At 42.5% G+C, this 19,521-nt stretch carries 17 protein-coding genes; 11 read left to right on the top strand and 6 right to left on the bottom strand.

The window, feature by feature from the left end; genetic code table 11:
- Nucleotides 1-91: 91 nt before the first annotated feature.
- The gene (locus ACSX1H_RS13930) at nucleotides 92-1,210 is read left to right on the top strand and encodes an FprA family A-type flavoprotein (RefSeq protein ID WP_439184795.1); all 1,119 of its coding nucleotides are present in this window, start codon (nucleotides 92-94) and stop codon (nucleotides 1,208-1,210) included.
- 153 nt (nucleotides 1,211-1,363) lie between these two features.
- Here the strand turns inward: ACSX1H_RS13930 and pheT are convergent, their stop codons facing one another.
- The gene (gene pheT / locus ACSX1H_RS13925) at nucleotides 1,364-3,817 is read right to left on the bottom strand and encodes a phenylalanine--tRNA ligase subunit beta (RefSeq protein ID WP_439184794.1); all 2,454 of its coding nucleotides are present in this window, start codon (nucleotides 3,815-3,817) and stop codon (nucleotides 1,364-1,366) included.
- A 448-nt stretch (nucleotides 3,818-4,265) separates the two neighbouring features.
- Between pheT and surE the strand changes: the two genes are divergently transcribed.
- From surE to ACSX1H_RS13890, 7 genes are all read left to right on the top strand, one after another.
- Complete coding sequence (gene surE / locus ACSX1H_RS13920; RefSeq protein WP_439184793.1) at nucleotides 4,266-5,048, top strand: 5'/3'-nucleotidase SurE; 783 nt, start codon at nucleotides 4,266-4,268, stop codon at nucleotides 5,046-5,048.
- A 301-nt stretch (nucleotides 5,049-5,349) separates the two neighbouring features.
- Complete coding sequence (gene lpxB / locus ACSX1H_RS13915) at nucleotides 5,350-6,501, top strand: lipid-A-disaccharide synthase (RefSeq protein WP_439184792.1); 1,152 nt, start codon at nucleotides 5,350-5,352, stop codon at nucleotides 6,499-6,501.
- 4 nt (nucleotides 6,502-6,505) lie between these two features.
- A complete protein-coding gene (gldF, locus tag ACSX1H_RS13910) occupies nucleotides 6,506-7,237 on the top strand; it encodes a gliding motility-associated ABC transporter permease subunit GldF (protein WP_439184790.1) in 732 nt (243 codons plus the stop codon).
- Nucleotides 7,238-7,253: 16 nt separating this feature from the next.
- Nucleotides 7,254-8,948, top strand: a complete 1,695-nt coding sequence (gene gldG, locus ACSX1H_RS13905; RefSeq protein ID WP_439184788.1) for a gliding motility-associated ABC transporter substrate-binding protein GldG — start codon at nucleotides 7,254-7,256, stop codon at nucleotides 8,946-8,948.
- Nucleotides 8,949-9,152: 204 nt separating this feature from the next.
- Nucleotides 9,153-10,280 (top strand): DNA polymerase III subunit beta, encoded by a 1,128-nt coding sequence (gene dnaN / locus ACSX1H_RS13900; RefSeq protein ID WP_439184786.1) that lies wholly within the window; start codon nucleotides 9,153-9,155, stop codon nucleotides 10,278-10,280.
- Between the two features lie 144 nt (nucleotides 10,281-10,424).
- Nucleotides 10,425-11,627 (top strand): tRNA 2-thiouridine(34) synthase MnmA, encoded by a 1,203-nt coding sequence (gene mnmA / locus ACSX1H_RS13895; protein WP_439184784.1) that lies wholly within the window; start codon nucleotides 10,425-10,427, stop codon nucleotides 11,625-11,627.
- 2 nt (nucleotides 11,628-11,629) lie between these two features.
- The gene (locus tag ACSX1H_RS13890; RefSeq protein ID WP_439184782.1) at nucleotides 11,630-12,073 is read left to right on the top strand and encodes an alanyl-tRNA editing protein; all 444 of its coding nucleotides are present in this window, start codon (nucleotides 11,630-11,632) and stop codon (nucleotides 12,071-12,073) included.
- Between the two features lie 342 nt (nucleotides 12,074-12,415).
- Here the strand turns inward: ACSX1H_RS13890 and ACSX1H_RS13885 are convergent, their stop codons facing one another.
- Nucleotides 12,416-12,919 carry a SixA phosphatase family protein gene (locus ACSX1H_RS13885; RefSeq protein ID WP_439184781.1) on the bottom strand — a complete coding sequence of 168 codons (504 nt, stop codon included), beginning with the start codon at nucleotides 12,917-12,919 and terminating at the stop codon, nucleotides 12,416-12,418.
- A 23-nt stretch (nucleotides 12,920-12,942) separates the two neighbouring features.
- A complete protein-coding gene (gene ppk1 / locus ACSX1H_RS13880) occupies nucleotides 12,943-15,024 on the bottom strand; it encodes a polyphosphate kinase 1 (RefSeq protein WP_439184779.1) in 2,082 nt (693 codons plus the stop codon).
- Nucleotides 15,025-15,120: 96 nt separating this feature from the next.
- Here ppk1 and ACSX1H_RS13875 point away from each other — a divergent pair, with 96 nt between their 5' ends.
- Entirely contained in the window at nucleotides 15,121-15,615 is a 495-nt protein-coding gene (locus tag ACSX1H_RS13875; protein WP_439184777.1) for a metallophosphoesterase family protein, read from the top strand.
- A 78-nt stretch (nucleotides 15,616-15,693) separates the two neighbouring features.
- Complete coding sequence (locus ACSX1H_RS13870; protein ID WP_439184775.1) at nucleotides 15,694-16,125, top strand: OsmC family protein; 432 nt, start codon at nucleotides 15,694-15,696, stop codon at nucleotides 16,123-16,125.
- 151 nt (nucleotides 16,126-16,276) lie between these two features.
- Here ACSX1H_RS13870 and ACSX1H_RS13865 read toward each other — a convergent pair whose 3' ends face one another.
- The 3 genes from ACSX1H_RS13865 to queC are packed head-to-tail and all read right to left on the bottom strand — an operon-like array spanning nucleotide 16,277 to nucleotide 18,745.
- The gene (locus ACSX1H_RS13865) at nucleotides 16,277-17,146 is read right to left on the bottom strand and encodes an NADPH-dependent 7-cyano-7-deazaguanine reductase QueF (RefSeq protein WP_439184774.1); all 870 of its coding nucleotides are present in this window, start codon (nucleotides 17,144-17,146) and stop codon (nucleotides 16,277-16,279) included.
- 55 nt (nucleotides 17,147-17,201) lie between these two features.
- Complete coding sequence (locus tag ACSX1H_RS13860) at nucleotides 17,202-18,146, bottom strand: 7-carboxy-7-deazaguanine synthase QueE (RefSeq protein ID WP_439184772.1); 945 nt, start codon at nucleotides 18,144-18,146, stop codon at nucleotides 17,202-17,204.
- On the bottom strand, nucleotides 18,080-18,745 hold the full coding sequence (gene queC / locus ACSX1H_RS13855; protein WP_439184770.1) for a 7-cyano-7-deazaguanine synthase QueC: 666 nt from the start codon (nucleotides 18,743-18,745) through the stop codon (nucleotides 18,080-18,082). The genes ACSX1H_RS13860 and queC overlap by 67 nt, the downstream gene beginning before the upstream one ends.
- A 387-nt stretch (nucleotides 18,746-19,132) precedes the next feature.
- Between queC and ACSX1H_RS13850 the strand changes: the two genes are divergently transcribed.
- A complete protein-coding gene (locus ACSX1H_RS13850) occupies nucleotides 19,133-19,333 on the top strand; it encodes a hypothetical protein (protein WP_439184769.1) in 201 nt (66 codons plus the stop codon).
- Nucleotides 19,334-19,521: the final 188 nt, after the last annotated feature.

Below are 19,521 nucleotides of genomic sequence, written 5' to 3'. Positions count from 1 at the left end.
AACCAAACAAGAAATGTACAAACCGGTAAATCTCTCGGAAGATATTTTTTATGTGGGTGTCAACGATCGACGTACAAATTTATTTGAAAATATGTGGCCACTCGAGCGTGGAGTATCCTACAACTCTTATGTTATTGCCGATGAAAAAGTAGCGATTATCGATACTGTTGAGGCTGGTCATTTTGAAAAATGGATTGCTAAAGTCAGAGCCATTCTAAAGGGTCGTAAGGTTGATTATTTAGTAGTTAACCATATGGAGCCGGATCATTCTGGTGCTATTCGTATTCTCACAGAACTGTATCCTGAAATGAAAATTGTTGGTAACAAAAAGACTGTTCCAATGATTGAGGGGTACTATGGAATTACCGGGAGCTTTGAGATTGTAAAAGAAGGCGATTCTATTGATTTAGGGAAAAATAAACTGACTTTCTATACTGTTCCGATGGTGCACTGGCCCGAGTCAATGGTCTGCTTTGAAGAAAGTAATCGTATTTTATTTTCATCAGACGCATTTGGTAGTTTTGGTACCTTAGATGGTGGTATTTTTGATGATGAGTTGGATTTTGAGCACTATACTGACGAGATGCGTCGTTACTACTCTAATATTGTTGGCAAATATGGCAATCCGGTACAGAAAGCTTTGCAGAAACTCGAAGGTTTAGATATCAGTATGATTGCTCCGTCTCACGGACCTATCTATCGTGAAAATATAGCTCGAATGGTGGAGATGTATGACCAGTGGAGTAAATATGAAGGCGAAGAAGGTGTAGTGATAGCCTATGCATCTATGTATGGTAACACAGAGGAGATGGCTGAGGTTACTGCCCGAGCTATTGCAGAAAACGGAATAAAAAATGTGCGCGTTTATGACGTAAGCAAGACACATCCATCCTACATTATTTCCGATGTTTTTAAATATAAAGGTATAATTCTAGGTAGCCCGACATACAGTAACGAACTGCATCCTAATATGGAAGCGTTGGCTCTTAAACTGGAGCACATGGGAGTGACTAATCACTACTATGGCGTTTTAGGCTCGTTTACATGGGCGGGTGCATCAGTTAAAAAATTGCGCGAGATTGCTGAGACTCTTAAGTGGGAAGAGGTCGCAGAGGCTGTAGAAGAGAAGCATGCCTTGAAAGAAGATAAATATGAAGCTTGCTGGCAACTGGGTGTTGCTATGGCTGAAAAGCTAAAGGCGGACAAATAATAGTGTCGTAGTGAAAATATAAGATAGGCTGCTCAATATTGTTGAGCAGCTTTTTTTTGAAATAAATAGAGAGAGGAATAGAATTGATTAACTAAAAAAGGGTAGCGACACTGTCGCTACCCTTTTTTAGTCAGTTCGAAATGAACGAGTATGTTATTTTCTAATCAAAGCACCTAATTCTTTTTCATATGTGCTCATTAGTTTATTCATAATCTTATCAATTTGCTTGTCATTCAGTGTTTTAGTTTCGTCCTGAAGGATAAAGCTAACCGCATATGACTTCTTGTCAGCACCAAGCTTTTCTCCCTCAAATACATCAAACAGTGAAATGCGTTTCAGTAATTTTTTTTCTGTTTTTTGAGCAATGGCTTTTACCTGCTCAAATTTAACATCTTTATTAAGCACGAGCGCCAAGTCTCTTTTTACCTCAGGGAACTTAGATATTTCTTTATAGGTTACCGTCTTCTTGCTGCTTTTCTTCAGGATAATGTCCCATTTTATTTCAGCAAAATAAACTGGCATGTCAATATCAAATGATTTGAGCAGTTTGCTGTTAACCAAGCCAAAATCAATGACTGAACTATCTCCCTGCATCAGGCTGATGCCTTCTGTAAACAGGTCTGATTGCGTCATTTCCTCTTTAAAGTCGGCAAATGAGAGCCCAAGACGCAGGAGTAGATTCTCAAGCAGATTCTTAAGGTCAAAGAAGCTAACCTGTTGCTCAGGAGTGTTCCAGTTGCTTGCCGCCTTATTTCCTGTCATAAATAGCGCCAGTCGCTGCTCTTCACTGTAATTATTTAAATCTGTTTTATCGCCACCGGTATTGAAATGGTAAGTATTGCCAAATTCAAACAGTTTTAAATCGCTGTTGCGGCGGTTAATATTGTGAGCGATAGACTCCAGAGCTCCAAACAGCAATGTTTGACGCATGCCGTTCAGATCGTTGCTTAGCGGGTTAGCCAGTTCCACAACACTTTGGCGTGGGTAGCTTTCCAGCGATTCGTAGTAAGCTGCTTTGGTGAGTGAATTACACATGATTTCCGAAAAACCCTGGGCAATTAACTGGTTAGCCAATTGATTTTTTAATTTGTGGTCGTCAGGCTTTTGCGAGTATACAATTGTGCTGTTTACGGTGGAAGGCATTTCTATGTTGTTGTAGCCATATACCCGCAGTATTTCCTCAACTACATCGGCTTCGCGCTGCACATCTACACGGTAAGGCGGCACCGATAACTTCAGACCTTCTTCAGTTTCGTTGATTATCTCAATCTCCAATGCACTTAAAATGTTTTTGATCGTATCATTGGAAAGTGTCTTGCCAATCAGTCTGGCAATGTTGCGATAGCTCACGTCTACCGTGAAATTTTCAATCTTTGTTGGGTAGATGTCAATAACCTCACTCGATATACTGCCTCCTGCCACTTCTTTGATTAGCAAAGCTGCTCGTTTAAGTGCGTACACCGTCATATTTGGGTCAACTCCTCGCTCAAAACGGAAGCTGGCATCGGTGCTTAGAGTATGGCGTTTCGCCGTTTTTCGCACCCAAACAGGGTTGAAATAGGCACTCTCAAGAAATACTTTATTCGTTTTTTCACTAACGCCGCTTTTGATGCCTCCAAAAACGCCAGCTATGCACATGCCTTCGTTAGCATTGCATATCATCAGGTCTTTGTCTGACAGCTCACGTTTCTCCTCATCAAGTGTTTCAAAAAGGGTCCCGTCGGGCAATGTTTTTACAATCACCTCGTTGCCGGCTATCTGATCACCATCAAACGCGTGCAGTGGTTGACCCAATTCATGCAGTACAAAGTTGGTTACATCAACAATGTTGTTAATGGGGTTCAGGCCAATTGCTTTTAAGCGGTTCTGTAACCATTCGGGCGATTCTTTTACTGTTACATCGCTGATTGTTACACCACAGTAGCGCGGACATGCTTCAGTGTTTTCAACCGTTACTTTTACCGGATAACTGTTGTTGTCGGCTTTGAAAGCATCCACCGCCGGCAGGCTTAACTCCACATCATCCTGATGCTGCTTCAGATATGCGGCCAGATCGCGTGCTACCCCATAGTGAGATGCCCCATCAACGCGGTTAGGCGTAAGGTCAACTTCAATGGCGATGTCGTTTTCAATTTGGAAGTAATCTTTTGCCAAGGTGCCAGGCACTGTATCCTCGGGGAGCACCATTATGCCATCGTGGCTGGCACCAAGTCCAATCTCATCTTCGGCGCAAATCATGCCCATCGATTGTTCGCCCCTGATTTTAGATTTTTTGATGGAAAAGCTTTCGTCACCGCTATACAATACCGTACCAACCGTGGCAACCACTACTTTCTGACCGGCTGCAACATTGGGCGCACCACATACAATAGGTAATGGTTCGTTAGCTCCAATGTTAACGGTAGTAACACTTAACTTATCGGCGTTAGGGTGCTTTTCGCAAGTTAAAACTTCACCAATTACCAGGCCTTCTAATCCACCTTTAACTGATTGAACTTCTTCCATGCCACCAACCTCGAGTCCTAAGTCGGTTAGAATTTCAGATACCTTTTCCGGTGCTAAATCAATATTGAGGTAGTTTTTTAGCCAGTTGTATGAAATATTCATTCGTCTAAAATCATTATAGGTTGAACATCAAAATGATACATTATGTGTATCGGCAGCCTCTTTTTTAAGAGCAAACAAAAGTAATGATTTTGAGGGCTGTAAACTAATTATTAGTAGGTGTTTTTAGGATTGAAACAGGAGATTATTAGCATTAGGTCTTTTTATGTGTTAGATTAGTTGCCACTAAAAAATAGCAATCTTTGATAGAGTAAGGTCCGAAATATGGGTAATTTTACCTGTTCGATACGGATTGTTTTTGTCTGTATTTTTCCAATAATCTATTGGGCCGAATGTTGTAGTTAAATTACTGAGGATGTGAGGTGAGTGTAGACGCGCTTCATGCATGTTATTCTGTGGTATTGCCGGCAGAATCGAACTAATTAGACTGCATAGTTTATTGGATATTGTTGATTATATCTATCTTTGATAGGCTAAAATTAATCTATATATGTTGAAAACAGAGAAGGAAAAACCATTGATTTTGGTGACCAATGATGATGGAATTAAAGCGAAGGGGCTGGAAGCACTAGTGAAGATGTTAAAGCTTATTGCCGAGGTGGTGGTAGTGGTGCCCAACGAATCGTATTCGGGCATGTCGCATGCCATAACGGTTAAAACCCCATTGTATGCCAAGCTGGTTAAAGAAAAGGAAGGGCTGAAGTTATATAAGGTTAATGGGACGCCGGTAGACTGTGTTAAGTTGGCGCTCAATGTGTTGCTAACTAAGAAACCAGATTTGTTAGTTTCGGGCATTAATCATGGAACAAATTCCAGCATTAGTCTGCACTATTCAGGAACTGTTGGAGCAGCGCGAGAGGGCGCCCTTAATCAGATACCTGCAGTTGGCTTTTCCCTGCTGAATTATCAGCATGATGCTGATTTCACAGAGGCAGTGAAAGTGGCCGAACATGTTGTGAAGTCAATGCTTTCTGACAAGCTCCCTCAAGGAACGTATTTGAATGTCAATATTCCCGACATCAACCCTGTAAAAGGAGCCCGGGTAGCGCGTCAGAGTAAAGGTCGTTGGGTAGAGGAGTTTGTTTCGCGACAAGATCCGCGGGGACGAGACTATTATTGGTTGACCGGTCATTTTGAAAACTTGGAGCCAGAAGCTAAAGATACAGATGAGTATATGCTCAATAAGGGATATGCATCAATCGTTCCCTGTCAGTTGGATGCTACCAACTTTAACCTTTTATCATACATGAAGGAGCAAAGTTATGAATTGTAAGTGTAACAAGTTGTATGTCGGGATGCTGGTGGGACTTATACTGCCCATTGTTATGTCATTCGCTTTGTATTATTTTCTATATCGGGGCGATTTAATGTTTTGGCCATTTGTGCATCAGATGGTTAAAATGGGAAGTATTGGCAAGCTTTTAAGCATCAGTGTGCTGCCAAATTTAGTGGTCTTCCTTATTGCCATAAATAAAGAGCGATTGCTGGCGGCCCGGGGCATTGTTACAGCCACAGTATTGTATGCAATTCTTGTGATTGTCCTTAGATTTTTATTATAAAAAACACAACACCGTATGCGTTATTATATCATTGCGGGTGAAGCTTCAGGCGATTTACATGCTTCTAACCTGATGAAAGCTTTTAAAGCTCAGGATGCCAATGCCGATTTCAGGTATTGGGGAGGCGATTTAATGAAAGAGCAGGGGGGAATCCTTGTTCGTCATTACAAGGACACCGCTGTTATGGGGCTTTGGGATGTATTGATGAACCTGAACTCGATAAAAAAGAATTTCAAGCTGTGTCAGGATGATTTGCTAAACTACCAGCCCGATGTGCTGATACTTGTTGATTATGCCGGCTTTAACCTGCGGATGGCAAAGTTTGCTCATGCACACAATGTGCTGGTTTATTATTATATCTCTCCAAAAATTTGGGCCTGGAACCAGAAACGCGTTAAAAAGATCAAAGCAACCGTTGATCGGATGTTTACCATTCTGCCTTTTGAGACCAAGTTCTTTGAAGAGCACGGCGTAGAGGTACAGTATAGTGGGAATCCGGTATTGGATGCGATTGATAACCGGGCCAATAAAGGGGAGTCTTTCGAAGCTTTCATAGAACGCAACCAGTTGGATAGTCGGCCAAAGGTGGCATTGCTTGCCGGAAGTCGAAAGGGGGAAATCAGCTATAACTTGCCCGATATGTTGCAAATGGTCGAAAAGTTTCCAGATTATCAGTTTGTAATTGCAGGCGCTCCCTCTTTTTCTGTGGAAGAGTATCAGCCCTATATTAAAAACAAAGACGTAGCGGTTGTTTCTGGGCAGACCTATCAGCTGCTGCAGCAGGCTCGCGCAGCCTTGGTTACATCAGGTACTGCAACGCTGGAAACAGCATTACTCGACTGTCCACAGGTTGTGTGTTACAAAATGTGGGGCGGTGGATTTACCGATTTTGTGGCCAAAAAGATACTCATCAAAGTGCCCTATATTTCATTGGTTAATCTGGTGCTCGATAAGGAAGCGGTTCTTGAATTGTTTCAGAGCGATTTTTCATTGGATAAGCTGGAAAAAGAGCTCGGTTTGTTGTTGCAGGATGGGGAACGTCGGCAGCAGATGCTGGCAGATTATGCCGAGTTGCATCAACGGATGGGTGGTCCCGGTTCCAGTGCGCGCACTGCGCAGCTAATGCTCGAAGCCTTAAAGGAAGATAAACCGTTGAATAAAAGTTAAACAGATGTTAGCACTATTTAAAAAAGAATTGGTTACTTTTTTTAGTTCTATCACCGGTGCTCTGGTTGTTTCAGTCTTTCTACTCGTCACCGGTTTGTTTTTATGGGTAATTCCCAATGATTTAAACATCCTATATGGTGGTTATGCCACACTGGACTCCTTGTTTTATTTGGCACCTTGGGTTTATCTTTTTCTTGTACCGGCCGTGTGCATGCGCTTGTTTGCCGATGAGAAAAAGATGGGTACATTGGATGTGCTGCTCACGCGCCCTATATCGACTATGCAAATAGTCATTGGTAAATTTATGGCGGGTTTGGCCGTTGTGTTAATTAGTTTGTTGCCTACGCTTATCTTTGTGTATAGCGTATATCACCTGGCCAACCCTGCTGGTAACCTGGATATGGGAGGAACCTGGGGATCTTATATTGGCCTTGCTTTTCTGGCAGCTGTTTATGTTGCGATTGGCCTGTTCGCTTCGTCACTCACCGATAATCAGATAGTTGCTTTTGTGTTGGCGGTGTTACTGTGTTTTATGTTCTATTCCGGATTCGATTCTTTGGCTGTTCTCCCTGGTTTGGGGGCTTATCGCGAACTCATCAGCTACATTGGTATTGATAGCCATTACCGTTCTTTAAGTCGCGGGGTAATCGATTCACGGGATGTTGTGCATCTGTCGTCGCTCGTTTTTTTCTTTCTGTATATCACCAAAATGTCATTACGGCCTTCAAGGCGATAAATTCTGATAGTATCCTATGAGTGTAAGTCTAAATCATTCTAATAAAGCGGTTCAATTGCTGATTGTTTTTTTCGGTATGGTTGCAATCGCCTGGTTAAGTCATCAAGTGTTTTTTCGCATCGATCTCACCTCCGAAAAACGCTATACGCTCACTAATACAACGCGGCAGTTTATGCAGGATCTTGATTCAGAATTATACGTCAAGGTTTACCTCGAAGGCTCTTTAAACAGTGGGTTTAGTCGTTTATCCAATGCCTCCAGAGAAATGCTGGAGGAGCTAAAAGCTGAAGCCGGTCGCAGTATGCAGTTTGAGTTCATTAATCCGGATGAAAAAAGTGCTAAAGAAAAGAAAGCATTGCTTGAGGAACTGGCTGAATATGGGTTTGAAGCGCAAACAGTTTTTGAAACAGCAGAAGATGGTCGTCAGATACAGTCCTTTGTGTTTCCATACGCATTGGTGTACTACAAAGAGCGAATTATTGGCGTCAACTTACTGGAGAACTTGCCATCACGCAGCGGATTAGAGAATATCAATATATCTATCGAAAGTCTGGAGTACAAGTTTACGAACGCCTTTAAGCGATTATCTGTTGAAGATAAGCCGCGCATTGCTTTTTTAGAAGGTCATGGCGAATTGGATGAGCTGGATGTAATTGAAGCCACCGATGCGCTCTCTGAATACTATCAGGTAGAACGGGGGCAAATCGGTAATGATGCTTCGGTTCTGGATCCTTACGAATTGGTTATTATTGCCAAACCTTCCAAAGCATTTTCAGAAAAAGATAAATTTGTTCTGGACCAGTACCTCATGCGGGGTGGCCGCTTGTTATACCTGATTGATGCGGTGAATGTAACGCTGGATAGCTTGCGAAAGGCTCCTCAAACCATTGGGTTGTATAACGACGTGAATTTGGATGACCAACTTTTTAAATATGGAGTAAGGGTAAACCCGGTGCTTATTGAAGATGTTCAAGCCGGTCGCATTCTAATGAATGCCCGTCCGCAAGGGCCACCTCAGCTAGTGCCTGTTCCGTGGCTGTATAGTCCTTTATTGGCCTCAGCACAAAATCATCCGGTCACGCGCAATATTAACTTGGTAAGAGGCGGTTTTACCGGAACGATAGATACGGTGGGAGTGGGCTTAAAACTGCAGCGACAGGTTTTATTGCGTTCCTCTCAATATACTAAAGTGAATCAAACTCCCGTGTTTATTACGATGGCTGACATTAATAAACCACCCCGCCAGGAGGCGTTTAACGCGCCTTACCAAACCGTGGCTTTGGTTCAGGAAGGTGTCTTTCCATCGGTTTTTACGAATCGACAGGTGCCTGAAGGCTTATCGGCCGTTAAGCGCGTACTAACCGAAAGTAAAGCGACGCGGCTAATGGTAGTGGCCGACGGAGATATTATTAGAAATCAGGTGCGCTTTAAGTCTGCCAATCCTCAAATTTTACCCTTGGGCTTCGATGAAGGCTCCGAGCAGGTGTATGGCAACAAAGACTTTATTATCAACGCGGTAAATTATTTGTGCGATGATGAGGGGTGGATGCAACTAAGAGGTCGTCACCTCACATTGCGTTTGCTGGATAAGCAGAAGCTGGCTGAGGGCACCCTTTGGTGGAAATCTTTAAACGTAGCCGTGCCTGTTTTACTCGTAATTGTGTGTTGTGTTTTATTCATTTATTTCCGCCATCGGCGTTATGGGAGATAGGTGATATTAGCACGCTGAAGCAAGATAAATTATTTTAAAAGGCTGTTAATAACTACTGAAAAGTTAGTTGGAAGACTATTTTGATAAGCACTGTTTTTTAGTATCTTGCAGCTTATGAATCGTTTCATCTAAAAGAACAGGTGAAAACGTTTAATTAGCTGTTTTTTTGATATATTTGATAAAAACTAATAACTGAATAATCATATGAAATTTGTTGTTTCCAGTACAGAATTACTAGCGCACCTGCAAGCTATTAGTCGTGTGATTAGCAATAAAAGCACATTGCCTATCCTCGATAACTTTTTATTCGACCTGAAAGACAATAAGCTGGTACTAACGGCATCGGATCTTGAGGTTACTATGGTAACTTCGCTGGAACTGGACAACGCCGATGGAGAAGGAATCATCGCCTTGCCATCACGCATATTGTTGGAAACATTAAAGAAATTTCCTGAGCAGCCTTTGAACTTTGATATTAACATGGATACTTTCGGGGTTAATATCATTACGGAAAAGGGTAAATTCAGTATTGTTGGGCAGGATGGAGCAGATTTCCCTGAGCTGCCGCAGCTGGATGTTGACAAAAGTTCAAACCTGCAGGTGCCTGTTGATCTACTGGAGGCAGGTATCAATAAAACCCTCTTTGCCACCGCCGATGATGAATTACGTCCGGTAATGAATGGCATTTTGGTGGAGTTGTCGCCAGAAAACTTAACGTTTGTGGCTTCTGACTCTCATAAGCTGGTTCGTTACAGGCGGCTAGATGCGAAAACTGATTTTTCGGCTTCATTCATTCTGCCTAAAAAACCAGCAGGGTTATTAAAAAATGTGTTGCCAAAAGAAAGTGGTGAAGTGGTTATCGAATTTGATGATAAAAATGCCTTTTTCACCTTGCCAAATTATAAATTGGTGTGTCGCTTGGTAGAAGGTAACTACCCAAGTTACAATGCAGTTATTCCGCAGGATAATCCTTATAAAGTGATCATTGATCGTAATGAGTTTCATAATACCTTAGGGCGCGTGTCCATTTTTTCCAACCAAGCCAGTAACCTCGTTAAGCTAAAGCTAACGTCAGGCGAGATGGTGGTGTCGGCACAGGACATCGATTTCAGTATTTCGGCTCACGAGCGTTTAAGCTGCCAGTACGAAGGAGATGACATGGAGATTGGTTTTAAGTCAGGGTTTTTAGCTGATATTTTAGGTAACTTAAACTCAACAGATGTCATTCTGGAACTTTCGGATCCATCGAGAGCCGGTATTCTTTTACCGTTTGAAAATGGGGAAGATGAAGATGAACTGATGTTGCTTATGCCAATGATGATCAACGTATAATATTTGTTTGTACTAAATAGAAAGGCCGCTGTATTTTGTATGCAGTGGCTTTTTTTGTGCTATTTAAATAGAGTTAATGGGTTCTGCTTAGTCAATAAAAAATCGTATTTTTGTGCGCTAATTTGCAAGAAAGGAGATTATTAGATGCAGAAAAAGAAAGTCGTAATTGGCCTGTCAGGGGGTGTTGATTCCAGTGTTGCAGCTTATGTCCTGAAGGAACAAGGGTATGACGTGATAGGTCTGTTTATGAAAAACTGGCACGATACAACCGGCGTGCTAAAGGCCGATTGTCCATGGCTCGATGATCAGTTTGATGCCAAGGCCGTAGCAATGAAACTGGGAATTCCGTTTCACACGGTGGACTTAAGCGATTTCTATCGTCAGCGGGTAGTGGATTATATGTTTGCTGAATATGAAAAAGGCCGTACTCCAAATCCGGATGTGCTTTGTAATCGGGAAATTAAGTTCGATGTCTTTATGGATAAAGCTCTGGAGCTGGGTGCTGATTATGTGGCGACCGGACACTACTGCCGTAAAGAAACCGTTGAGATTGACGGTAAAGAGGTGCATCGATTACTGGCCGGAAGTGATGATAATAAAGATCAGAGCTATTTCCTGTGTCAGCTAAGCCAGGCTCAACTGGCCAAAGCTTTGTTCCCGATTGGCGACATTGTTAAGCCCGAAGTGAGGCGCATTGCCAATGAGCTTAATTTAATTACAGCGCATAAAAAGGATTCGCAAGGCATCTGTTTTGTTGGCAAGGTAGACCTGCCCGTTTTTCTGCAACAAAAACTCGAACCTAAGAAAGGACGTGTTTTTATTATTGATAAAGAGAGTGAACTGTTTGAGCGCGACTGGAGCAAAGCGGAGGGGGCTCATCCTGCTGATTCTGATTTGGAAGAGTTATCGCAAGCTTATGCCTTCCATCCTAAATATGGAAAGAAAATCGGCGATCATAATGGCGCTCATTTTTATACCATTGGTCAGCGTAAAGGACTAAATATAGGTGGTTTTCCCGAGCCGTTATTTATTATTGGCACAAATGTGGAATACAACCAGGTGTATGCCGGAATGGGTAAAGAGCATCCGGGTTTGTTTCGAAAGGTATTACGTATTTTGCCCGATGAAATTCATTGGGTTCGCGAAGATTTGGCCATGCAGGTTGGCGAATCGCGGCGATTAAATTTGAGAATCCGCTACCGTCAACCTCTCCAAAAAGGTGTATTGCACCTGCGTGAAAATGGCATGTTTCTGGTTTTTGATGATCCGCAAAGGGGTATTACGGCCGGGCAGTTTGCGTCCTGGTACGATGGTGATGAACTCATTGGGTCTGGTGTAATTTCTTAATCATGAAGAGTTATAATCCAGAAATGCATACCGCAGAGCATGTGCTGAATCAGACCATGGTTCAGCTATTTGCTTGTGATCGCTCTTTTTCCAATCACCTGGAACGTAAGAAATCGAAGTGCGACTACCATTTTAAGCGGTCTTTAACGGCCGATGAGGAGCAGGCAATACACCAAAAAGTCAATGAGGTACTCTTGCGGCAGTTAGATGTTACAGAGGAGGTGGTGACGCGTGAAGAAGCTTCTGTATGGTTTGATTTAAGCAGGTTGCCAGATGTTCCTGAAGGCGATAAAATTAGAATAGTAAGAGTAGGTGATTACGATGCGTGTCCATGCATAGGCGAGCATGTAGGTAATACGAGAGAAGTAGGAGAGTTTATAATGGGCTCAACTTCATTTGCTGAAGGCGTATTACGTATACGTTTTAAGCTGAAAAGGCCTCAGTGAGTTATTCTGAAGACATTCGATATAAAAATAAAAAATGCCGTTCACATTGAACGGCATTTTTTTGTTCATTATGGCTATTGCAATTGTAAGTACTGGTAATATGGGCAAAAATATGCAAATATTTTATTTAGACAAAATAAAAATAACGCCCAATCAGCTGTGTTTCATCGACACTTTAAAAGCAGGGTGTCGACGTATATTAGAAAGGGAAGGTGGCGCACCAAAGATTTGTTTTGTTCCTTTTTTTGCGCAGACAGGTTGTTAGTTTTGTGAGTCCAATGGTTCTAAAGTTAGGATAGACAACTACAGACTCTGTAATTTGGAGGTTTTAGAAACGGTGATTTATTTGAGTAGTTTCGGACTGGTAAACCACTTTATTTTACCTTCCCGTGCATTGATATCTTCCCAGTTAATCGCATCAAATGCGATAGCAATGGTACCAGTAGTAGGAAAGTGCAGGTAGTCGCTGTCTGTTAAGGTGATGGCAGACATGGCAATTTCCGGGTTATGCCCAACAATCATGATGCATTCATGCTGGTCGCGGAATTGTGCCAAATAACTAAGCAGTTCTGATGTTGTGTAGCCGTCGTATAAAAATTGTTCGTGCTTAACGCTGCTTTTATCAATGTGAAAAGCAGCGGCGAATATTTCTGTGGTTTGTTCTGCTCGTTTGGCCGTGCTTGTAATGAGTAAATCGGGTTTAATAAGGCGTTGCACCATGTCGCTCGCTACTATGGTGGCATCGTTAAAACCTCTGGGTTTTAAAGCCCGTTCAAAGTCGCTTTTGGAACTGTTATAAGCAAGTTGCTCCGTTTTGGCATGTCTGGTTAATATCAGTGTTTTCATGGCTGCGTTCGTTAATGTCTGTTTTATGAATTTTTGCGCACAATCTTATCAAGTTGCAGTAAATATTGGTAAAATGCCTGTTGAGCTCTCAATGGTTTTTTATTGCTTTCAACGCGCACGTTATTAAGGTGCTCGTCGATGTTTCTAACTTTTACATTGTCTCTTAGTTGCATTTCCAGCATGGTTAGTATTTCTGCTTTTAGTTCCGGCTGTTCAATCGGAAAGGCTGTTTCGATGCGTCTGTTGATATTGCGATTCAGCCAGTCGGCCGATGATAAAAACATTTCGGTATCATTGTTATTGCCAAATACCCAAATGCGGGCGTGCTCCAGATAGCTGTCTACTAATCGCAAAACCCGGATGTTGGCGCTGTAGGGTTGATTGGGAACCAAACAACAGATGCCTCTGACAATTAAATCAATTTTAACGCCGGCCTGGCTCGCCTCATAAAGCTTACTGATAAGGTTTTTGTTCTGAATGCCATTCATCTTCAAAAGGATATAGCCTTCCCTGCCACTTTTGGCCAGTTCAATTTCGCGGTTAATGCGTTTCATTATCTGCTTGCGCAGGTTGATTTGCGTTATTAACAGCTTATTGAGCTTAGGTTTCACACTTTGGTCCTCGAGGTAATTAAAGAGGGCTTCCATGTCATCGAGGTAGGCATCATTACACGTAAAAAAGCCATGATCGGCATATAGCCTGGCCGTTTTCTCATTAAAATTACCCGTACTTAAGTAGGCAAAAGAACGTTTGCGTACGCCATTGGATCGGCGAATGGCTAAGGCCATTTTAGCATGTACTTTCAGTCCGGGTATACTGTAGATTATCTTGATGCCGGCTTTCTCCATTTGGCGGGCAAAATACAGGTTGTTTTCCTCGTCAAACCTGGCTTTCACCTCCACAAAAACGGTGACCTTCTTTTTGTTATGGGCCGCAAAAATTAATGCACCAACTACCTCTGAGTTACTGGCAACACGGTACTGCGTCACCTTAATCTCATCCACTTTGTCATCGGTGGCAGCCTCTCTTAAAAACTGGATGACATAGTCAAACGAGTGGTAAGGGTAGTGCAACACGCGCTCTTTTCGTTTGATGGCCTCAAACATTGAACCGGCCTCTTCGAGCTCAAATGGCTTAATGGGCTTCGGTGCCTGCCACTCAAGATTTGGTGCATAGGGGTTGGGAAAGGAAAAGAAGTCGTGCAGGTTTTGGTAACTGCCTGTTTCAACCAGTTCTATGGGCTTAATATCAAATGATTTCATTAAAAAATCCAATACATCCAGAGGGATCGCCCGGTCGTGGTGTAATCCAGCTGGTGTACCTGTTTTGCGTAATGCCAGGTTCTTTCTTATTTTTTCTACCAAATCACCCCAAAATTCATCTTCAATACCTAAATCGGCGTTGCGGGCAATTTTCACGCCCCAGCTTCCCACTACGTCATAGCCGGGGAATAATTCTGGTAAACCATACCTCAAGGCATCATCCAGAAACATGAAGTGGTGCTGGTTATCAACCTGAGGCAGTTTGATAAAACGGGGATGATCATTTGTGGGCACTTTAATAAGGGCATAGCGCGCCTTTCGTTTTTTGTATCTATCTGCGTCTTTCTTCTTTTTTCGATACAGTTTAACAGCCAGGTAGAGACGGTTATCCCGCATGAAGCTCTTGGTGCCCTTATTGAGCAAAACAGGCTGACAGTAGGGGATGAGTTCCGTGTTGAAAAAATCATCGATAAACTGCATGTGCTCGGGTTTATTGGAGTACCCGTCCAGGTGCAGCACAATGCCTTTTTCTTCCATCAATGGCAGTATCTGGCCTTTAAAGACATGGCTGTATTCCATCCAGTGTTGCCCAACAATGGTATTGATTTCCTCCAGCACTCCTTTGGCATCGGGAATGTCCGGATAGCTTTCAGGGTGCAGCGTTGCATTGCGATATTCGGCAACACGCACTTTATAAAACTCATCCAGGTTGTTGGAGTAGATTGCCAAAAACTTTAGCCTTTCAAATAAAGGTAAATTTGTATCTTTTGCCTCTTCCAGTACCCTGTGGTTGAAAGAAAGCCAGCTGATATCACGATTGAAAAACTGTTGTTCGAGTGGCATAGTCTATTTCATCTTCTTGCTTAAAAATATTAAAAATAGGGTAGATTTGACAATGATTTATCACATTTCAGAAGGACTATGATCAGAATAGGATTAATGTCAGATACGCATTCGTATCTGGATGAGCGATTTAGTGAGTTATTTAAAGATGTGGATGAGATATGGCATGCAGGCGATATTGGTGATATTCGGGTGCTCGACGAGCTGCGAAAGCTAAAAAAAGTGCGGGCGGTCTATGGGAATATCGACGGAACAACTATCAGACAGGAGCTGAAGGCTCATGAGCGTTTTAAGTGCGAAGAGGTGGAGGTGTGGATGACTCATATCGGAGGGTATCCTGGTAAGTATGATAATATGGTGAAAGCCACACTCTATAGCAGGCCGCCAAAGTTGTTTATCAGCGGCCACTCTCACATACTGAAAGTGATGTACGATAAGCAACTCGAATTATTGCATTTAAATCCGGGAGCTGCTGGTATATCAGGTTTTCATGCGGTTCGAACGGCCTTGCGTTTCGCAATTGATGGCGAGCAGATTAAAGATATGGAAGTGATTGAGCTTGGGCCAAAAGCTGTTAAAAGTCAGGGATAATAAAGGGCCTGAAATGAACATAAGTTCATAATTAAATGTAGCTTTGTGTCAGCTAAATATTTAAAAATACAATGTATTATGGCACTTTCAACATTAAAAGTGGGAGCCAAGATGGACAAAGGCTTTCGCACTGAAATACAATGCTCACATAACTTTGTGGTTGATCAACCAAAACCGGTCGGTACCGATGAAGGACCTAATCCTATGGAGATTTATTTATCTTCGATACCGGCCTGTATTTGTGCAATTGGTCGAATAATTGCTAATCAGCAACGTCTGCCAGTTAGAGGTATTAGCGTTCAATTGGAAGGAGATATTGATAAGGATTTCTTGCTGGGTAAAACAGAGGAGGGACGTGCCGGTTTTGTCGAAATAAGAACTTTCGTAGAGATTGATGCGGATATGACGACCGAGGAGAAAAGAGCCTACTTGCACGCAATTGAAAAGCGTTGTCCTATAGCTGACAACACCGCTTTCACAACCAATTTAAAAACCGAATTGATTGGATAAGCACAGAATGGAGGTGGCGCAACGCTGCAGCCAATGAGTAGAATGTGTAGGCAGTGAGGTGGACTGCCAATAGAAGGTATTTTAAGAGCAGTCAGATGTGCTATGAGTGCATCTGGCTGCTTTTCTTATTACGCATTATTTACGATTGGAACTACTGTCTGAGCAGCTTGTCTGATAAAGCCGAAGCATTCACCAGATGCGTTGGCAGCAGCCGTTCATGACTAACACGAACCGGGCAAATATCAATCCCACCTCGACGGGTGTAAATGCAAGTTACTGCTAATTCATCAGGGGAGAACTGGTCCCATAAACGCTTATAAATCATCTCGCAGATTTCTTCATGAAAATGGTTTTCGTTACGGATGGATACCATGTATTGCAGCAGATTACTAAGTTGTGGAAGGTGCTGACCTTTTATGTAGATGTAGGCACTGCCCCAATCGGGCTGATTGGTTATTTTACAGTTGCTCCGTAGCAGGTGTGTAGCTATTTTAAGTTCACCACTTTGGTCCGATGCCTGAAGTAAAGCGGGATGTTCATTGAAATGGGTAAACTCCATATCATCAGCCGGAACGCTATCTTCCAAAAGTTGGAAGTCTTTAAAATCGTATCCGGCAGATGCGTCTTCATGATTAAAAAAATGAAGTTTCACATCTGTTTCGAGCAATTGGCTTAAGTCTTTTTTTATGGTGAACAGTACCTCATTCAACCCCTCTTTTGCTGTGTCACCAAAGCGGTGCATGTTAAAGGAGTTGAGGTATAGTTTAAATGATTTACTTTCAACAATGCTTTTATTGGTAGCCGGATAAACCACTTTTAGCAGGCCTGTAACGGGCAGGCCTTTATTGGTTAGGAAACTCAGTTCGTAGGCATGCCAGGTATCAAAACCAATAAATGGTAAGCTGTTTTCGTGCAGCTGGTATTGAGTGCGATTGAAGTGACGGGGCACCGCCACTAACATATCAGGCGCATATTGTTGAGGATAAGCGACCTGCTTGCCTAAAAATTTATCTTCATTCATTATCCTACTTGCTAATGTTGGTTTTTACTAAGTACTAGTGGCTTTGTGTAACTTTTTAAACTCCCGATTTGCTTCCAAACAAATCAATGTGCACACGTGGACAAAAACGCCAGCCATTTTCAATAGTCATCTTCAATACCAATGGCACCGACTTGCCAACTTCTTCTTGTGTGGTGCCTAAAGGCATTAGCATGATGTCATCAGCTTTCCAGTCTGTTAATACTGCCAGGTAGTCCGATTTAATTTCCAGATAATCATCTGATTTGCCCACCACAAATTTTAGTTGTAGCTCCTTATCACTGCTGTTGCATAAATCAATATACGATTGCAGCACTTCAATATTTCTGCGTTTCTGGTTATGAAACTTATAGGGGCCAGCCTCCGTCAGCTGGTAGGCCGCCAATTTTTCAGGGCTTGGTACGGAGTTGCTTAGTTTAGGCGAGAGGCTAAACAGGTCGACCCACTGCGCCACATTGGCATCGAAAATGGTGCCGTTCGACTCAATAGTTATATGCACCTTTAGCTCTTCCTTAAGTTTTTGACAAAGGGGTGCCAATGCCCGTTTTTGAAGCAATGGTTCGCCACCACTTATGACCACGTGTCGCAAATGGCCCAGGTTGTGCTTAATCCAGTTAAATACTTCATCAGTACTTAACTCAATAATTTCATCGGGATGAAAGGAGGCATAGGTTGTGTCGCAACGGCAAAAACTGCCATCTTCCATTTGCCAGATGCAGCGTAAATTACAACTCGACAAGCGCACAAATAGTGAGGGCACGCCTGCCAGTTTTCCTTCGCCCTGAATTGTGCCGGGTATCTGTAATTCCGTTTTTGGTGCCTCCGGCATCTGTTCACCCTTGTGATTTTTCACTACCGGAAAAACACCTTCTTTGGCTAATACCAACTTCTCCATTATCTTCTCTGCTTCAGGTTTTATAAGGCTGTATCTATTACTCCAGCTTCGGCAAACGCCTTGGCTCTTAGTAGGCAACTGTCGCATGTGCCACAGGGTTTTTCTCCGCCCCGGTAGCAACTCCATGTCAAACCGAAGTCAACACCAAGTTGCGCGCCCAGTTGTATTTCTTCGGCTTTGGTTTTATGAACAAAGGGTGCATGTATTTTGATGGGCATGTTCTTTTCGGCGCCCATAACAGTGCCCATGTTGATGGCCTTTTCCATACTGTCGATAAATTCCTGGCGGCAGTCAACATAACCTGAGTAGTCCACTTCGCTCACGCCGATAAAAATATCTTGGGCACCAATGGCTTCAGCTAAAGAGGCTGCTACAGAGAGAAATACCATATTGCGGGCCGGAACGTAAGTAACGGGGATATCTGTTCTGTCTACATTGCCATCTTCCACCTCTAGCTGGCTGTCTGTTAGAGAGGAGCCACCCCACTTATCGAGCTTTAAAGTCACAATTTGATGGTTGGCCACTCCAACGGCTTTTGAAATGGCTTTGGCCGCATCTAACTCGCGATGGTGGCGTTGTCCGTAATCAAACGATATGGGATGTAGCTCAAAACCTTGGCTTTTCGCCAGGTATAAGGCCACCGCAGAATCTAATCCCCCGGATAATAATACGACTGCTTTTTTCATGTTTATAAACTTAAACAGCAGCAATCAACGGTGTAATAAAACAGAAGAATAGCAGCAACGGCTGTTGCTACCATTAAATGGTTTTTGTCTCCTAGTTTTATTTTACAACAGGATGGTTGCGAACTGTTGACTGTAAAATATTTAATTCCAGCAACTTACGTTTGTGTTATTTTGCACTGTGTAGGTTGCTGTGTATGATTGCTCACAGTATTCAATCTTACATGCGCAAATATACAACAAATTTACTTATTGATTTGATTTGATATAAAGCAAAACTCAACTACAATGTTTTAAATCTGAAACGTCAGAGTAACCGAGGAGTTCTCTTCGATGGGAGGGGTGTCAAGCCCTAATGTAACCATATCACAAACCAAATTAACAACAACTATGAAATTAGAAGTACCAATTACAAATGACATTTACAATGAGCTTGTCTTACAAGCCGAAGAGTTTAATGCTCCTATCTGGGTGATGGCTCATGCTGTATTAAAAGGCTGGGCGGAAGAACGAATTGAAGACCGCAGATTGTGTGCGGTTGTTGATGAGTTTAGAGAAGCTTTAGATAGGGGGGATTACTCTGATGAATGAAAATTCAACTACTAAGACTCTTTTTCAAGGCAAAGGTAAACAAAAGCATTACTACCTTTACAACGGGGAAAACTATATGAATATGAAAGAGCTTTGCTTTGCCTGTGGAATAGGTAGCAGAGCTTTCCGTAATAGAGTTAAGAAGCGCATAATTAGAAAGATAATCATTGACAACTAAACCAATTTCA

The sequence above is a fragment of the Carboxylicivirga taeanensis genome (assembly GCF_051851475.1).
Lineage (GTDB): Bacteria > Bacteroidota > Bacteroidia > Bacteroidales > Marinilabiliaceae > Carboxylicivirga > Carboxylicivirga taeanensis.
Note: the sequence above shows the minus strand (reverse complement) of the source record. Positions and strands in the feature narration are given on the sequence as shown.

Excerpts from the sequence above, each read along its gene's own strand:
- ppk1 (WP_439184779.1), bottom strand. The coding sequence starts at position 15,024 with ATGCCACTCGAACAACAGTTTTTCAATCGTGATATCAGCTGGCTTTCT.
- ACSX1H_RS13885 (WP_439184781.1), bottom strand. The coding sequence starts at position 12,919 with ATGAAAACACTGATATTAACCAGACATGCCAAAACGGAGCAACTTGCT.
- ACSX1H_RS13850 (WP_439184769.1), top strand. The coding sequence starts at position 19,133 with ATGAAATTAGAAGTACCAATTACAAATGACATTTACAATGAGCTTGTC.
- pheT (WP_439184794.1), bottom strand. The coding sequence starts at position 3,817 with ATGAATATTTCATACAACTGGCTAAAAAACTACCTCAATATTGATTTA.
- ACSX1H_RS13890 (WP_439184782.1), top strand. The coding sequence starts at position 11,630 with ATGAAGAGTTATAATCCAGAAATGCATACCGCAGAGCATGTGCTGAAT.
- queC (WP_439184770.1), bottom strand. The coding sequence starts at position 18,745 with ATGAAAAAAGCAGTCGTATTATTATCCGGGGGATTAGATTCTGCGGTG.
- surE (WP_439184793.1), top strand. The coding sequence starts at position 4,266 with ATGTTGAAAACAGAGAAGGAAAAACCATTGATTTTGGTGACCAATGAT.
- ACSX1H_RS13930 (WP_439184795.1), top strand. The coding sequence starts at position 92 with ATGTGGCCACTCGAGCGTGGAGTATCCTACAACTCTTATGTTATTGCC.
- gldG (WP_439184788.1), top strand. The coding sequence starts at position 7,254 with ATGAGTGTAAGTCTAAATCATTCTAATAAAGCGGTTCAATTGCTGATT.
- dnaN (WP_439184786.1), top strand. The coding sequence starts at position 9,153 with ATGAAATTTGTTGTTTCCAGTACAGAATTACTAGCGCACCTGCAAGCT.
- ACSX1H_RS13870 (WP_439184775.1), top strand. The coding sequence starts at position 15,694 with ATGGCACTTTCAACATTAAAAGTGGGAGCCAAGATGGACAAAGGCTTT.
- ACSX1H_RS13875 (WP_439184777.1), top strand. The coding sequence starts at position 15,121 with ATGTCAGATACGCATTCGTATCTGGATGAGCGATTTAGTGAGTTATTT.
- gldF (WP_439184790.1), top strand. The coding sequence starts at position 6,506 with ATGTTAGCACTATTTAAAAAAGAATTGGTTACTTTTTTTAGTTCTATC.
- lpxB (WP_439184792.1), top strand. The coding sequence starts at position 5,350 with ATGCGTTATTATATCATTGCGGGTGAAGCTTCAGGCGATTTACATGCT.
- ACSX1H_RS13865 (WP_439184774.1), bottom strand. The coding sequence starts at position 17,146 with ATGAATGAAGATAAATTTTTAGGCAAGCAGGTCGCTTATCCTCAACAA.
- ACSX1H_RS13860 (WP_439184772.1), bottom strand. The coding sequence starts at position 18,146 with ATGCGACAGTTGCCTACTAAGAGCCAAGGCGTTTGCCGAAGCTGGAGT.
- mnmA (WP_439184784.1), top strand. The coding sequence starts at position 10,425 with ATGCAGAAAAAGAAAGTCGTAATTGGCCTGTCAGGGGGTGTTGATTCC.